The 14,901-nt window shown below is 44.5% G+C and carries 18 protein-coding genes and 2 pseudogenes; 16 read left to right on the top strand and 4 right to left on the bottom strand.

Features of this window, described 5'->3' with window-relative positions:
• Positions 1-116: 116 nt before the first annotated feature.
• The gene (locus ACTRWI_RS20280) at positions 117-329 is read right to left on the bottom strand and encodes a tautomerase family protein (protein ID WP_499133571.1); all 213 of its coding nucleotides are present in this window, start codon (positions 327-329) and stop codon (positions 117-119) included.
• A 380-nt stretch (positions 330-709) separates the two neighbouring features.
• On the opposite strand from ACTRWI_RS20280, the gene ACTRWI_RS20275 reads away from it, so the two are divergent.
• The 15 genes and pseudogenes from ACTRWI_RS20275 to ACTRWI_RS20205 all read left to right on the top strand — a co-directional run bounded on the left by ACTRWI_RS20275 (position 710) and on the right by ACTRWI_RS20205 (position 12,383).
• Positions 710-1,330, top strand: coding sequence for an LON peptidase substrate-binding domain-containing protein (locus tag ACTRWI_RS20275; protein WP_499133570.1), 621 nt, complete (start codon positions 710-712; stop codon positions 1,328-1,330).
• A gap of 109 nt (positions 1,331-1,439) precedes the next feature.
• The gene (locus tag ACTRWI_RS20270) at positions 1,440-2,087 is read left to right on the top strand and encodes a sigma-70 family RNA polymerase sigma factor (RefSeq protein WP_499133569.1); all 648 of its coding nucleotides are present in this window, start codon (positions 1,440-1,442) and stop codon (positions 2,085-2,087) included.
• A complete protein-coding gene (locus tag ACTRWI_RS20265; protein ID WP_499133568.1) occupies positions 2,080-2,754 on the top strand; it encodes a ChrR family anti-sigma-E factor in 675 nt (224 codons plus the stop codon). The genes ACTRWI_RS20270 and ACTRWI_RS20265 overlap by 8 nt, the downstream gene beginning before the upstream one ends.
• Positions 2,755-2,875: 121 nt before the next feature.
• On the top strand, positions 2,876-3,823 hold the full coding sequence (locus tag ACTRWI_RS20260) for a YbgA family protein (protein WP_499133566.1): 948 nt from the start codon (positions 2,876-2,878) through the stop codon (positions 3,821-3,823).
• A complete protein-coding gene (gene phrB, locus ACTRWI_RS20255; protein WP_499133565.1) occupies positions 3,820-5,235 on the top strand; it encodes a deoxyribodipyrimidine photo-lyase in 1,416 nt (471 codons plus the stop codon). The genes ACTRWI_RS20260 and phrB overlap by 4 nt, the downstream gene beginning before the upstream one ends.
• A 14-nt stretch (positions 5,236-5,249) precedes the next feature.
• The gene (locus ACTRWI_RS20250) at positions 5,250-5,681 is read left to right on the top strand and encodes a nuclear transport factor 2 family protein (RefSeq protein ID WP_499133564.1); all 432 of its coding nucleotides are present in this window, start codon (positions 5,250-5,252) and stop codon (positions 5,679-5,681) included.
• Positions 5,681-6,412 (top strand): SDR family NAD(P)-dependent oxidoreductase, encoded by a 732-nt coding sequence (locus ACTRWI_RS20245; RefSeq protein WP_499133563.1) that lies wholly within the window; start codon positions 5,681-5,683, stop codon positions 6,410-6,412. The genes ACTRWI_RS20250 and ACTRWI_RS20245 overlap by 1 nt, the downstream gene beginning before the upstream one ends.
• A 2-nt stretch (positions 6,413-6,414) precedes the next feature.
• Positions 6,415-7,686, top strand: a complete 1,272-nt coding sequence (locus ACTRWI_RS20240; RefSeq protein WP_499133562.1) for an NAD(P)/FAD-dependent oxidoreductase — start codon at positions 6,415-6,417, stop codon at positions 7,684-7,686.
• Positions 7,683-8,489, top strand: coding sequence for a DUF1365 domain-containing protein (locus ACTRWI_RS20235; RefSeq protein ID WP_499133560.1), 807 nt, complete (start codon positions 7,683-7,685; stop codon positions 8,487-8,489). The genes ACTRWI_RS20240 and ACTRWI_RS20235 overlap by 4 nt, the downstream gene beginning before the upstream one ends.
• 103 nt (positions 8,490-8,592) lie before the next feature.
• Complete coding sequence (locus ACTRWI_RS20230; protein WP_499133559.1) at positions 8,593-9,873, top strand: class I SAM-dependent methyltransferase; 1,281 nt, start codon at positions 8,593-8,595, stop codon at positions 9,871-9,873.
• Positions 9,851-10,375, top strand: a complete 525-nt coding sequence (locus tag ACTRWI_RS20225) for a DUF2878 domain-containing protein (RefSeq protein WP_499133557.1) — start codon at positions 9,851-9,853, stop codon at positions 10,373-10,375. The genes ACTRWI_RS20230 and ACTRWI_RS20225 overlap by 23 nt, the downstream gene beginning before the upstream one ends.
• A gap of 3 nt (positions 10,376-10,378) precedes the next feature.
• Positions 10,379-10,984, top strand: coding sequence for a chalcone isomerase family protein (locus tag ACTRWI_RS20220; protein WP_499133556.1), 606 nt, complete (start codon positions 10,379-10,381; stop codon positions 10,982-10,984).
• Positions 10,981-11,523: a DUF3833 domain-containing protein gene (locus ACTRWI_RS20215; RefSeq protein WP_499133555.1), complete on the top strand. Its 543-nt coding sequence runs from the start codon at positions 10,981-10,983 to the stop codon at positions 11,521-11,523. Before ACTRWI_RS20220 ends, ACTRWI_RS20215 begins: the two co-directional genes overlap by 4 nt.
• Positions 11,524-11,748: 225 nt before the next feature.
• A pseudogene (locus ACTRWI_RS20210) lies at positions 11,749-12,012 on the top strand (DNA polymerase III subunit epsilon).
• Between the two features lie 131 nt (positions 12,013-12,143).
• Positions 12,144-12,383, top strand: coding sequence for an RNA recognition motif domain-containing protein (locus ACTRWI_RS20205; RefSeq protein WP_004736983.1), 240 nt, complete (start codon positions 12,144-12,146; stop codon positions 12,381-12,383).
• 131 nt (positions 12,384-12,514) lie between these two features.
• Here the strand turns inward: ACTRWI_RS20205 and ACTRWI_RS20200 are convergent, their stop codons facing one another.
• The 3 genes from ACTRWI_RS20200 to ACTRWI_RS20190 all read right to left on the bottom strand — a co-directional run bounded on the left by ACTRWI_RS20200 (position 12,515) and on the right by ACTRWI_RS20190 (position 14,079).
• Positions 12,515-12,859: a ribosome recycling factor family protein gene (locus tag ACTRWI_RS20200; RefSeq protein ID WP_499133553.1), complete on the bottom strand. Its 345-nt coding sequence runs from the start codon at positions 12,857-12,859 to the stop codon at positions 12,515-12,517.
• A 350-nt stretch (positions 12,860-13,209) separates the two neighbouring features.
• Positions 13,210-13,677, bottom strand: a complete 468-nt coding sequence (locus ACTRWI_RS20195; RefSeq protein ID WP_032553683.1) for an OsmC family protein — start codon at positions 13,675-13,677, stop codon at positions 13,210-13,212.
• Positions 13,678-13,686: 9 nt separating this feature from the next.
• Positions 13,687-14,079 carry a GFA family protein gene (locus tag ACTRWI_RS20190; protein ID WP_152470055.1) on the bottom strand — a complete coding sequence of 131 codons (393 nt, stop codon included), beginning with the start codon at positions 14,077-14,079 and terminating at the stop codon, positions 13,687-13,689.
• Between the two features lie 256 nt (positions 14,080-14,335).
• Here ACTRWI_RS20190 and ACTRWI_RS20185 point away from each other — a divergent pair.
• Positions 14,336-14,715, top strand: a pseudogene (locus tag ACTRWI_RS20185) (oxidoreductase); the annotation flags it as partial.
• Between the last annotated feature and the right edge of the window lie 186 nt (positions 14,716-14,901).

The raw sequence follows: 14,901 nt of genomic DNA, 5'->3' as shown, positions 1-14,901 counted from the left end.
GCTATGGGAGTGCAAAATGAATCGTCAGACAAGACCGAGACGTTTACTTTGTACTTCAAATCTTGTACATCATCGCCCGTTATTCCTCGAAAACTCCAACAATGTGAAGGCTGCTCTTAAATGGTGAATTCAATATCGATCGGAGAAATAGGGAGCTGCTTTTCAATCTCAGAGAAGATCTTTTTAATTAAGCGCTTTTTAGTGTTAACAGTGCGTCCATCCATCATATTAATCTCGGTAACGGTATAGGCCTGCGTTCTCCCTTCTTGGTAAAAGAAGTTATCTCGTTCAAATGGCACAAAACAATGTGCACGCTTGTCATCTGGCAACCCTATCTCACTATTTAAGCACTTCTGAAAAACAATGAGAGAGCTCTGACTTAATCGGGTTTAAGCACTCTTTGATACCATAAATGACAATCATGACCAGTCCTTCGATGTGATGTTAAGTAAAGAGGAAAGTTAGAAAGAGGCAGCCATCCCCTCTTCTGATCGCTTACCATTTATCCACACATTACCTATTGACATCGACTAAAGAAGAGACGAACGATGAATTTATGAACAAGTGCAACAAAAAACATATCCTTCTATTGCAGCTGGTTTATCAAACAACTTCGATCAATAAACAACCACCTCCTGACCTAGATTGATCGAACCTCTCAAACAGTCCGTATACCCTCCTAAATCATCTTTGAACTAAGGAGTGCTATGTGCCGAATTCAACTGGGAAGATCACACGGACAAAAACCAATCCAGACAAACCCGTAGAGTCTTCTCTAGAACTTGCTGTGTTCCCTCTCCCCATTTTTTTATTGCCAGGAGGGAGACAAAGGCTAAGAATCTTCGAACAAAAATATCTCACCATGGTGGCGCACGCTGCCAAAGGTGAAGGTTTTATTATCGCGACACAAGACAACACAAAGTCCGAACATCTTATTACTTGGGGAACCAAGGTAACGATTGTCGATTTCAATATGTCGGATAAACAACTTTTAGAGATCGACGTAGAAGGGCAAAATTTGGTGCAGTTGCACTCCTCGTATCACCAAAGTGATGGCCTAATCAAAAGCCAATTCCGTGATTTACCCCATTGGCCAGCACTCGATTATGATGTGCCCAATGTCTTTACTTCATTTCTCGTGCAGCTGTTCCGCGATCACGACTCAATCAGAACGCTCTACCCGACCCCAGATTTTGATAGCCCGCAATGGATTTGTGCGCGATTGCTAGAAATGATGCCAATCCCGTTAGAAAAGAAATCAGAATTTACAGAACCTGCGAGTTTTCCTTCGCTAGTTCCTTTTTTGAATCAAATCATTACGGGGCAGTGAACACTTTTTTCACTATAATTTTGTATAGTAAAAATTAATTTAAACAAAAGTGATCCCTACTGATGCTTTGATCGTAATGTCGCTCAAATTCGCATGATGGTTACTGGCTATGCAAGTGGAAAGCAGAAGTAAAGGGAAGGGCAAGGAGCATGTCATCATTCCCCACAACAAATTACCGAGTGAAAACAAGGTACCTACAGAGCTCTCAAGTTGGTTGATTTCAGTGGGAACAAATCGAGACAAGCAGGCATTCACTTGTTTGTTTAAGTTCTTTGCACCCAAAATCAAACGTTTTGGAATCAGTAAACTTGGGGGCGAAGCAGCTGCAAACGAATTGGTACAAGACACTATGACTAACGTTTGGAAGAAAGCACACCTTTACAACGAAGATAAAGGTGCTGCAACCACTTGGGTCTACACTGTAATGCGAAATGCAGCTTTTGATATGCTTCGCAAAGTTAAAGCAAAAGCAGAGCAAACGTTAGCCGACGACATTTGGCCATTAGACGCTATGGTGGCTGAAACTCAAAACGAAGATTTGCCGTTTGGCGATCATTTGATGAGCCGACATGTCATGACGCAAATCGAGAAGCTTCCGTTAGCTCAGAAAACCATAGTGAAAGGCGTTTACTTTCAAGAGCTGTCACAAGAGCAACTTGCTCAGCAGCTCGGCGTCCCGCTTGGAACCGTGAAATCCCGTTTAAGACTCGCGCTAGCCAAACTCAAGGTTCACATGGGGGAACAAAGTCATGATTAAACATCACCCAAACGATGCTATGTTGCAAAAATTTGTTGATGGCACGCTTGCTGACTCAGTTTCTTTGATTGTGTCTAGCCATGTCGAGCTGTGTGAACACTGCCAAGCAAAGGTACAGCGGTTATCGGCTAATGCAGCTGATAACATATTTGATGAGCAACAAGCAGTGACAAATAATGAGCTAGATAGTTTTCTTGCCAGCGACATAGATTTAGAAGTGATTGATCTGATAACTGCAGATTTGTCTCAATCAATCGAGGTGGAACCGAAAGCCGAGCAAATGACAGTATCTGACACTACTTTCACTATTCCAAGAGCATTGAGTTCAATTGCGAGAAAGGACTGGATGAACCTCGGGAAAATATCTCGAGCACGACTCGATTTTGAAGACGACGCACACCATACCAGCCTGTTGCACATCGATAAAGATGGACAAGTTCCTTGCCACACACACAAGGGCTTCGAGATTACTCTATTGTTAGAAGGCAGTTTCGAAGACGAGATGGGTGTCTACAACAAAGGCGATTTTATTTGGTTAGATGGAAATCATACCCATCAGCCAGCAACGAAAGAAGGGTGTGTATGCCTGACAGTGTCAAGCGATGCCTTGTACTTCACCAAAGGGGTGAGCCAACTGTTTAACCCTCTAGGTAAATACATTTATTAATTTACATTACAGCACTTTTAAAGTCTTCTAGGAATCAACCTAAAACGACTGAATTAATGTGGAATAAGCAATATACCACATAACAAGAAAGAATATGAGCAATGAGCGCAAGGAATTGACCATGGATAAAAAAATAAAAATAGGCATTAGTGCATGTGTCGCCGGTCATAAAGTTAGGTTCGATACTGGGCACAAACGTTCACGCTTCTGTACTGAAGATCTTGCAGATTATGTTGAACTTGAGCCAGTGTGCCCTGAAATGGCCGTTGGATTGCCAACGCCTCGCCAAACCATTCGTCAGACACGAATGTTAGACGACATAATTCATGTTTCCCGTCCAGATGGAACCGGCGACGTCACTGATGAGCTTATCGAGTTCGGTCAAAACTACTCCAAGAATAATCAACACATTGCTGGTTTCATTGTGTGCCAAAAGAGTCCAACTTGCGGCATGGAGCGTGTTAAGGTATATCACCACCACGGCCGCGGCTCTGAATCCACAGGCGTTGGCATGTTCACTAAGCAGATTATGGAAGGCAACCCGTTGCTGCCTGTGGAAGAAAATGGTCGTCTGAACGACCCGATTTTGCGCGAAAACTTTATGACTCGTGTTTTCACTTATCAGAAGTGGCTAGACCTAGTAGACGAAGGTATTACTAAGCACAAGCTTATCCAGTTCCATAGCGCCCACAAGTATTTAGTAATGTGTCATCACGTTGAGGGTTATAAAAGCCTTGGTAAATTACTAGCAGGCAATGAGCTAGAGATAAATGAGCTTGCAGATAAGTACATCGAAGGACTGATGACGGCATTATCGCACCATGCAAACCGTGGTACGCACGCCAACACGCTTCAACATCTCCAAGGTTACTTTAAGAAGCAGCTCAGCAGTGCTAACAAGCAAGAGTTATCTAGCCAGATTGCTTCTTTCAGAGAGGGCGTGATTCCGCTGTTAGTGCCACTAACACTGATCAATCACTACTTGATGGAGTATCCAAATGAGTACCTGCAGTCACAGGTTTACTTAAACCCTCACCCGCAAGAACTTAAATTGAGATACGGATATTGAGCGATATTCTATGGATAAGACGAGACCTGCGCATTCACGATAATCCAGCTCTCGTCTCAGCAATCGAAAACGGCGTTTCAATCGCCGTTTTTATTTCAACACCACAAAAGTGGCATCAGCATCACCTTGCTCCGATTAAAGCAGACTTTATCTTCCGTCATTTAAAGCAACTGGAAGCTGAACTCGCCGACTTGGGCATAACCCTGCTACACCTCAAAGCGACCGATTTTGATGATCAAGCCAAGCAGTTGACAGAACTATACCAACAACTCGGTTCTCAGGTTGTTTTCGCCAATTCAGAGCCAGAAGTCGATGAACAAGCTCGTGACCAACAACTAATATCCAGCGGTATAAATCTTCAGATCAGCGACTGTGATGTGATGCTCCCTCTAGGCAGCGTGCTTAACCAGCAAGGTGAGATGTTCAAGGTTTTCACGCCATTCAAAAATGCCTGGTTAAAAGAAGTACAAGCAAAAGGTATTCAATGCAGCCCTGCTGCACTCGCTTCTAATTACAAAGCTAAGACTCAGTTGACTGACAACTTGCAAACGCTCCAGCTTACCAGTGACTATGACTTCGACTTTCCTCGTGTCGACTCAAGCCGTTGGCCACTAAGCCAAGACGTACTTGGCAATGTGATACCTAACTTTCTAGCCAACAAGGTCAACGACTACGCTCACCTGAGAGATATCCCTTCAATAAAAGGTACCTCAGGTTTATCGCCGTACTTAGCGATTGGCGCGGTAAGCCCAAGATGGTTAGCCATTCAGCTCATCCAACAGCAACCCGATTTACTGTTTGATACCCAACTGCCCGCTTTTTCTTGGCTCAACGAGTTAATCTGGCGAGACTTTTATAAGCACTTGATGTTCCACCATCCTAAACTGGTCAAAGGGGCTAATTTCCAGCAGAAATACAATGGTTTAGATTGGAATCAAGATCATTCTAGCTTCAAAGCGTGGTGTGAAGGAAAAACGGGGTATCCATTGGTTGATGCGGCCATGCGACAACTGGTTGAAACCGGCTGGATGCACAACAGGTTAAGAATGGTAGTCGCTAGCTTTTTAACTAAACACTTGTTGATTGACTGGCGTTGGGGTGAGCGCTTTTTTATGGATCACCTAATTGACGGTGATTTTAGTGCCAACAATGGTGGCTGGCAGTGGGCTTCAAGTACCGGCTGTGATGCCCAACCTTACTTCCGAATTTTCAATCCGATCACCCAGAGTGAAAAGTTTGATCCGAAAGGAATTTTTATCCGTAAGTACATACCAGAGCTGCAAAATATTCCAGATAAGCATGTGCATTTCCCACATAATTACATAGCAAAAAACGGAATAAACAGTGAATACTGGCAACCCATCGTTGAACATAAAGAAGCACGATTGAGAGCCTTAGCCTTTTTCAAATAATTAGAGTGAATATTATGAATAACTCTCTATGGCTTGATAACTTTCTCAACATGTATCGAGAGCTCGGAACGGACAAATTCGACGTGCTAAAGACGGTTTATCACCCTAATATCGAATTCCAAGACCCGCTGCATCATGTCTGCGGGATTGCAGCGCTAACTCACTACTTCGACAATATTTACACCCAGGTAACTAGCTGTAACTTTCACATCGAGCACACGTTTGAAGTTAACAGCGAAGCATCGGTATATTGGACAATGCACTTTGTACACAAGCAACTTAATGGGCAGAAGCCTATTGAGGTTCAAGGCCACAGCCACCTAAAAATGCTCGATGATCAAGTCATTTACCACAGAGACTATCTCGATGTCGGCTCTATGTTGTATGAACATATTCCGGTGTTGGGCTGCGCCATCAAATCCATTAAGAAAAGAGCGAGCCGATAATGCGTATTATGATTACAGGCGCTACCTCTGGTATCGGCCAATCACTCGCTCTCGATTATGCCCAGCAAGGACATCAAGTCATTGCTTGTGGTCGTAGCCAAGATAAATTACAGGCTCTAGTCGATTCGCACGAAACTGACATTGCAGAGTCGTCTATCACACCTCTTTGCTTTGACTTGACGGATTATCACAACTTCCCGGAGCTTGACCAAGACAATCCACTTGACCTTCTCATTCTCAATGCGGGTGACTGTGAATACATCGATGACCCAGTCAACTTTGATGCAGAGCTTTTTGAGCGAGTCATCAACATTAACTTAATCTCTATTGGTTACGCTCTAAGGTCTTGGCTGAAAAATATCAAACCTGGCGGACGTTTAGTTTTAGTAAGCTCCAGCGCCAGCTTTTTGCCTCTTCCAAGAGCCGAGGCTTATGGCGCTTCAAAGGCAGCACTCACTTACTTAGGAAGAACGCTTTCGGTTGATCTTGCCAAGCACAATATTCATGTCTCAATTGTGCATCCTGGCTTTGTGGAAACACCATTAACCGAGCGAAATACGTTCGCTATGCCTATGATTATAAGTAGTGAGACTGCAACTCAGCGAATCGTTAACGGAATTGCTCAAGGAAAGAGCGAGATTGATTTTCCTCGACGATTCATCATGTTGATGAAGCTACTAAGAATGCTTCCAACTTCAGTTTGGCAAAAACTCGCTTCAAGGATGGTATAACAATGAAGAAAATCGCCATTATTGGTTCAGGCGTTTCTGGACTCACTTGCGCGCACATATTAGATAAACACCACGACGTAACAGTATTCGAAAAAAATGATTACGTTGGAGGACATACCGCCACCGTTGATATTGAACATCAAGGCTCGGCGTTCTCGATTGACACTGGCTTCATCGTGTTCAACGATCGAACCTATCCAAACTTCAATCAACTACTCGAACAGTTGGGTGTTGAACGCCAGCCAACAGAAATGAGCTTCAGTGTTCACAACACAACCACTCAGTTTGAATACAATGGTCACAGCATCAATTCGCTATTTGCGCAGAGGAGCAACATCTTCAAACCGCAGTTCTGGTCATTAATCTCCGACATTCTGAAATTCAACAAGTTGTGTAAGGCTCAATTTGAAAGTAATCGCTTTACACCTGACGTTACTCTTGGCGGCTTCCTACGTGACAACCAATTTTCAGACTTTTTTAGCCAACACTACATCCTACCAATGGGGGCGGCTATTTGGTCAACAAGCCTTGAAGAGATGGAAGAGTTCGAACTTAAGTTCTTCATACAGTTCTTCTACAACCACGGCTTGCTAGATATCACCAATCGCCCTCAATGGTATGTGATTCCAAAAGGTTCTCGTTCTTATGTTGAGATCATCCTTTCCCGCCTAAGCAAACCGGTGGCATTGAACACATCGATTCAGCAAGTCACTCGCCATGAAACAGGTGTGACTATCGAATTTGAAGACGGTGCAACAAAGCAATTTGATGAAGTGATTTTCGCCTGCCATTCAGACCAAGCGTTAGCACTATTAGGCGATGTAACGGCTGATGAGAAAGAGGTATTAGGTGAGATTCCTTACAGCCGCAACGAAGTGGTTCTTCATACCGATACCAGCTTGCTACCAGACAGAAAGCTGGCGTGGGCAAGTTGGAACTACATGCTGGATGGTAATAGCAAGCGACCAGCTTGTGTCACTTACAACATGAACATTCTGCAGGGAATAAAAAGCCAAGACACCTTCTGCGTGACCTTAAACCAGAGTGAAGCCATTGTTCCGGAAAAAATCATCCGAAGCTTTGTGTATCACCACCCAGTATTGAACTCTAACACGGTCAATGCGCAACAACAGCGTGATCGAATTTGCGGTAAACAAAATACACATTTCGCAGGCGCGTATTGGTACAACGGGTTCCACGAAGATGGCGTGCATAGCGCATTGGATGTGACCAAGCGCTTTGGTCTGGATCTCAGCACGAGCTCAGCGCAATGAACAACGAGACCCTAGCATCCAACACGGAAATTGCATCTGAACAGAGTGAAGAGTTCAGCGGTATCTATTGGGGAAACGTCAGACATCGCCGCTTTGGTGATATCCCTCATGAGTTTAGCTACCAGCTCTACATGATGGGGCTAGATCTCGATGAGCTGCCTAAGACCACCGCGCGAAGTGTGCTGTTTGGAACTCGCTGGTACAACCCGATTCGCTTTGTCGAATCGGACTATCTTACTGAAAAAGAAGAAAATGCAATTAGCGATGAACCTAAATCTCTAAAACAACGTATAGCATCCAAATTACAACAGCTTGGTGGCGATTGGTCTAATGTAAACCGAGTCACAATGCTGGCCCAATGTCGATGTTTAGGTATTTATTTTAGTCCAATCAATTGCTTTTTTTGTTACAACGAAGCAGACGAGTGTCGATACATGTTGGCCGAGGTGAGCAACACACCTTGGCGAGAAAGGCACTATTATTTAATCGACATGCATCAAGAGTTGAAAGTTAAAAAAGATTTTCACGTTTCGCCGTTCATGGATTTAAACATGACCTATTTTTGGAAGATTAAGCCACCAGCGAAACGAACACTTGTCCACATCGAAAGCTGTAAAAGCGAACGAATATTCGATGCGACACTAGCGCTGACTAAGCAGTCGGTAACGAAAGCAAACATTAGGCGAACGGTTTTCAAGATCCCGGCAATGACGGTGAAAGTCGTGATGGGGATTTATTATCAGGCTCTCAAGCTATTCCTGAAAAAAGTACCGTTTGTGGCGCACCCGGACTCAGCACCTTAAGCGCCAAAACCAATACTCAATTATGTTGTGAGTGTGCTCAAATCAACGAACGGCACCCAATTTAGTTGGTAAAAAGTTAAAATGAATTCTCAGCGAGGTTGACATGGAACAGCTTGCAAAACAAAACAACAACATTGAACAACAAACCAAAGCCGTTGCTGTTTCAAGCAACTGTAAGTATCGAGCTTTAATTTTTAAGATCCTAGAGCGTCTGCAATTTGCAACGCTGGAAATCATCGAGCATGACCAGCATTCGGTGTTTGGTGACAGAGAAGCGGACTTGAAAGGTCGAATCGTGATTCATGATGCGACCTTTTTTAAAGATGTTGTGATTAACGGCAGTATTGGCGCATCGGAAGCCTACATTGATGGCAAATGGACCAGTCCAAATCTAACACGCGTTATCCAGATTATGGCTCGCAACCAATCCCAATTAGATGAGCTAGACGACAAAACCCAGTGGATTTCTCGCATTAAGAATCTCCTGCTTCGTCGCAAGAACGCCAACACAGAGCAAGGCTCTAAGCGAAACATTCTAGCTCATTACGACATCGGTAATGAGCTGTACGAACGTTTTCTTGATAGCTCAATGCAGTACTCGTCCGCTATCTACAACGAAGACGCATTAACCCTTTCAAAAGCACAACAAAACAAGATGAAAACCATCTGTGAGCGTTTAGAACTTTCAGAATCGGATAGCGTGGTTGAGATAGGGACTGGCTGGGGTGGTTTAGCGATTTTCATGGCACAACATTATGGCTGCCACGTCACCACCACAACGATTTCAGATGCACAACACGAGTTAGCAGAGCAGCGCGTAAAATCGCTCGGCTTAACCGATAAGATTACTCTACTCAAAGAAGACTATCGCAACCTAACGGGTGAATACGATAAGTTGGTTTCCATTGAAATGATAGAAGCGGTAGGTCACGAATACCTGCAAACCTTCTTTGAGAAATGCTCTTCACTGCTGAAGCCTTCCGGCAAAATGCTGATTCAAGCGATTACCATCGCTGATGGGCGTTATGAAAAGTACCGTAAAGGTGTCGACTTTATCCAAAAGTACATTTTCCCTGGCGGCTGCTTACCTTCTGTATCAGTGATGACCCAACACCTTGCGACCAGTACCGACCTTGTCGTTCAAGAGATAGATGATATCGGTCTACACTACGCACGTACACTGAACGACTGGAATATTGCCTTTCAAAACAGTTGGGAAGAATTGCAATCTCTGGGCTATTCAGAAGAGTTCAAGCGCCTTTGGACCTTCTACTTCTGCTACTGTGAAGGTGCGTTCCGTGAGCGCGTAATCAGCACTCATCACCTAGTGGCAAGAAAACCTCGTTACTTTGGAGCGAAAGATGAAACGGTTTTGGATTATTAATCTCATTCTGTTTCAAGCGACCTGGGTTTGTAGCGCGTTCTTCACCGCTCAAGCCCCGTTCGTAACACCGCTGCTGGTGATCATTCACTTCCTATTGTCACCAACTCGCCACAGCGATCTTAAAATACTCGTTTTATTACCATTGGGGCTACTGCTTGATAGCCTTATGCTTCACTTCGGCGTCTTCGCCGTCGACCCTGCCATTGCCAATCAATCATGGTTCCCTGTGTGGCTCGTCTGCCTATGGGTCATGTTCTTGATTAGCTTAAACCACAGCCTTAATTGGCTCTTAAAATGCTCAAAAGTGATCTTGTTCGCCATAGGGTTCGTAGCGGGCACTAGTAGCTACTGGGGAGGGATCAAAGCGGGAGCCCTCCTTGCTGCTTGGCCAGATGCATCGGTAGTTGCTGCCCTTGCATTGAGTTGGGGGATATTTTTGCCTCTTCTTGTGGCCGCCTACTCAAACTTAATGAAACCAACGATGGCAAGGACAACAAGGTGACTTATGGCTTACTCACTCAAAAGGACACAGGCGCTCCATTCAAAGAGCACTTGCAATATCGCGTTTGCCCAGTCCAACACTCAAACGACTGCAAACATTTACCACACAAAATCATTTCTAGGTGCCTTTACCCTCTCTCTATTAACCGTGGCATTACTGTTTGCTGGGCAAGCTCGCGCCTCTGCTGTCGACGATTTAAACAAGCGCGGACAAGGGAAAATGAGTTACCTATTCTGGACCCTCTACTCCGCTGAATTCTATACCGCACCTGCGAGTTCAGAGCGCGCTTTAAAAATAGAGTACTACCGTGCAATAGACAGTAAGGACTTGGTCGAAGCAACCGAAAACCAATGGAACAAGCTTGGCTACCCTAACAGCAACATCGAGCGCTGGTTGAAGCCGCTCTATTCTATGTGGCCCAACGTAGAAGCTGGGAGCACACTAACGATTCGCGTTGCAGAAGATAAAGTCAGTCGGTTTTACTTCGATGAACAACCTATCGGTGTCATTCAAGACAAACAATTTGGCGATGCCTTCCTAGCTATCTGGCTCTCCGAAAACACCTCCGAACCTGGCCTACGCAAACAACTATTGGGTTTGAATAAATGAATACAAAAACAAAAATACTCAAGTTCGCTCTCGCAATACTTTCACTTAGTTGGCTAACAGGTTGTGGCTCTGCCAGCCTTGATAATCATGTCGACACAACACCAGAGCTCAAACTTGAGAGCTTCTTCAATGGAGAGTTAATGGCCTACGGTATGGTTCTCGACCGATCAGGCAACTTATTAAGACGTTTCGACGCTAAACTCATCGCAACGTGGGAAGGTAATAACGGTGAAATTAAGGAGTGGTTTTCATTTGCCGATGGTGAACGTTCAACCCGAGTTTGGAACCTGATAAAAACCGGCGACAATACCTACTCAGGCTCCGCTAACGATGTGGTAGGAACGGCTTATGGTGAAACCCAAGGCTCTGCACTGTATTGGAAGTATGAGCTAGAAATCGAAGTCGACGGCAGTACCTATGAAGTTACATTGGATGATTGGATGTTCTTGATGGACGAAAAACGATTATTCAATAAGACCGAGATGTCAAAGTTTGGCTTTAAGGTCGGAGAGGTTATCCTTTACATTGAAAAGATCTAAACAATCAGCCCCTCGATTCAACCATAATCAAGCAGCTTTTATTCAGCCCACTACGACACGTTGTGGGCTGTTTCGTTTAACCCCTCGAATAGCATGCCTACATGCTCCTCCACTGTGCTAAGATGCGCCACCAGCGTACAAATGGCAATACCTCATACTGATGAATGACCCTTTTTTTCGCCACGTGTAGATTCCCTATCACGATAATTAAAAGGGCTTTAAAGCATGAGCAAGTTAACCTCAACGGAGCGTAAAGCTCGCGATAATGAACGTTTCTCACAGCGCGTAAACGAGCGCAGATAAAAAGGTGAAGACGTAGCTGCTTACGCATTAACCAACAAAAAAGCCGTTAAATTCCTGACCAAATCAGAGAAGAAAAGTCTCAATGAGATGAAAACTGCTCGCCAAGAAGAGCTTCGTCAGAAAGAACAAGAAGAGCTAAACCGAATCGAAGACGCCTTCACCATCAAACAGTTCGACGACGAATAATCACGACAAACAACTCTAAGTGCTGTTGCAGATCTTTGCTACCCAAGCAAATGAGATCTTAAATTATTTTGTAAGGGTGACCTTCAAAGTGTGCGACAATGCGCGATGTAAATTCATATTCAAGGTTCATTATGAAACTTCTAGTTCGTAACCTATCTCGCTCAACAACAGAGCAAGACATCCGTGTACTATTTTCTGAGTTCGGTTCAGTAAAAGCATGCAACCTAGTATTAGACCAAGAAACTGGCTACTCAAAAGGTTTTGCTTTCGTTGAAATGCCAGAGCAAGAAGAAGCGAAAACTGCACTAGACAAGCTGCACATGACCAAGCTTGGCAAAAACACGATTCGTGTAAAAGTCGCTAACTCTTAATTCGACTGTAACGCTCTCGCTGTTTTCACAGAAAGTCAGATGATAAAGCCAGTAACGATATTGCGCTGAAATAACACCATATCGTTACTGGCTTTTTGCTGCTCGGTACTTTTCAAGCGCTCACAACTTATCTATAACCCTTCATAGTCATCAATGGCTCGTCGTGCTTCAGCCATTGAACATCCAGCCTCCATCACCAATTGAGCAACTGTCATAGAAGGTGTTGCGGCTAACAGCGACGCCAGACACACCACAGGTTTAGGCAACACCTTGTCTATGGCTACTGTTATCCAGCCGTCTTTTTCATGAGTTAACAAAGCTTTGAATTCGATCAGTTGATGCTCTTGAGCAACCAATAGCCAGTTGCGTGAGCGACGAACTCGCTTCAACTGACATCCACATTTAGCAGCGTTCGCCATTACTTGGCTCTTATCACTCACGCGATGTACAAAACTATTCAATGGGACGCTAAACATAACTCTCTGCTAATCAATCTATAATCATTCTGCGCTATCTAGAGCAGCTTGGTGAAACCGTGAGTAGGATTACACAGACACAAAAAAACCGCCAGTCATGCACTTAGCCGACTCGCGGTTATCCAATTTAAAATGGCATTATCGTGTAAAAACTAGCGTTCAGCTTGCTCTGCAATATCAATCGCGTTTGCCAGTGCCTCAAACGATTTTTCAATATTGTCGCGAAACGTCGTTGTAAGCAGATCGGCTTGAGCAATGCCCTATCAATCGCAGTCACTATCTAAAGTAAGGGAGCATCGCTAAGTTGCTCCCTTACTTGATCTTGACTACAACTCAGAAAATCGCATGGGTTACGAGTCTATCTCTACCGTGATCTCGGTTTTTACAGAGTTGGCAATGAAGCAATTACTGTGTGCCAGATGGTGAAGCTTTTCGAGCTGTTTATCCGTAGGGCGCTTATCACCAACAAATTGGATTTGGGGTCTAAGCGTCACATGGCTAACCCAAGCTCGCCCCGCTTTATCTTCTTCAAGAACGCCAATCGCATCATCAACATAAGACTCAATCACGTACTTACGCTTAGCTGCAATGCCCAAAAACGTCAGCATGTGACAACTGGCAATCGCCGCAATAAAGGCTTCTTCGGGATCAACATTTTCTTCAACAGAGAGTGGTAGTGGCACCACATGAGGCGATGACGAAGCAGGGACAATAACGCCACCATCAAATTCCCACGTATGCCCGCGACTGTATTGGTTATCGCTAAATACCTCATCGTCGCCTTTCTGCCAGCGAATCAGGGCGCCATAATCAGACATGTTTTCTCCTTAGCGATCCGCAGGGTGGTTAACCCCATCATTAGTCACCACATCACCAATATCAAAAGGGTTCACCCCTTCCAAGCAACCAATATTGAATCCATACTCATTTGGGCTAGAGCGACGTTGATGGTGGGTATAGATACCACAGTTCGAGCAGAAGTAGTGCTTCGCGGTGTTAGTATTGAATTGATATAACTTGAGATGCTCTGCACCTTTGAGGATCTTGATGCCATCCAAGGCTACCGAACCCACTATCGCCCCTTTACGACGACATATCGAGCAATCGCAGCGACGCGGCTTTTCGATTCCGTTAGGTAGGCTGAGCTCTAACTCCACCGCACCACAATGGCAGGTTGCTTTATGGAATGGTTTGATCACCGTATTGCCAACTATTTTCATTGTTCTCTCCAGCACATCCATGCATTGCTCACATCATAACCAGTTCAGCCAGTTCTGTCTGCAGCCTCGTTTTCAGTTCGAGAGTTTTGTCATATCGCGTTAATTAATTGATCTATCGGTCAAACGACCAAAATTTTCGATTAGGAAATCCAAGAATAGTCGAATCCGCGTAGGTTGATGAAGCAGTTAACCGGGCAATGTGCCCAACAGCATGATGGCGACTTATTACCAATAACGTGCTAGTGCTGGGCTTATCATCACCTTCAAAGATATGAACTGCCCAGACATAGCGCCAACAATTTTGGAGGCTTCAAAAGTGCTGCAAGCTCGTGATATTGCTTATCTGCACCTATCAGAAGCCGACTGGGATGATGCACCGGTTACCCCTGAAAGCTTTCGAATTGAGCTAAGAAAGTTATTCTCTAACGCCATCATGTCGCAGGCAGCTACACACCACAACGCGCCGAAGAAGTGTTAAGCAAAAGCTACGCGGATCTCGTCGCATTTGGTCGCCCATTTGTCGCCAACCCAGATCTCGTATCACGCCAACAAAACGGCGGCGAACTAGCACAACTCGATGGCTCGACCCTATTTGGTGGCGACGAAAAAGGCTATATCGATTATCTAGCGTTGTAGTGGGTTTTGAAGTGATAGTGCTGCCTTGAGTGTTCCTTCGGGCAAAAGAAAGGCTCGCGTGACTAGTGCGAGCCTAATGCAGTTTAGGGGGTAAACCACAATCTGATATTAATTTGGGCTAATTATTTAACTTATGAGCCATTATGCACTTGCGCGCACTAATATTCCATTATTAAATGATTCACC

This window comes from Pseudoalteromonas sp. G5_S1_14_S5 (assembly GCF_054968605.1).
Note: the sequence above shows the minus strand (reverse complement) of the source record. Positions and strands in the feature narration are given on the sequence as shown.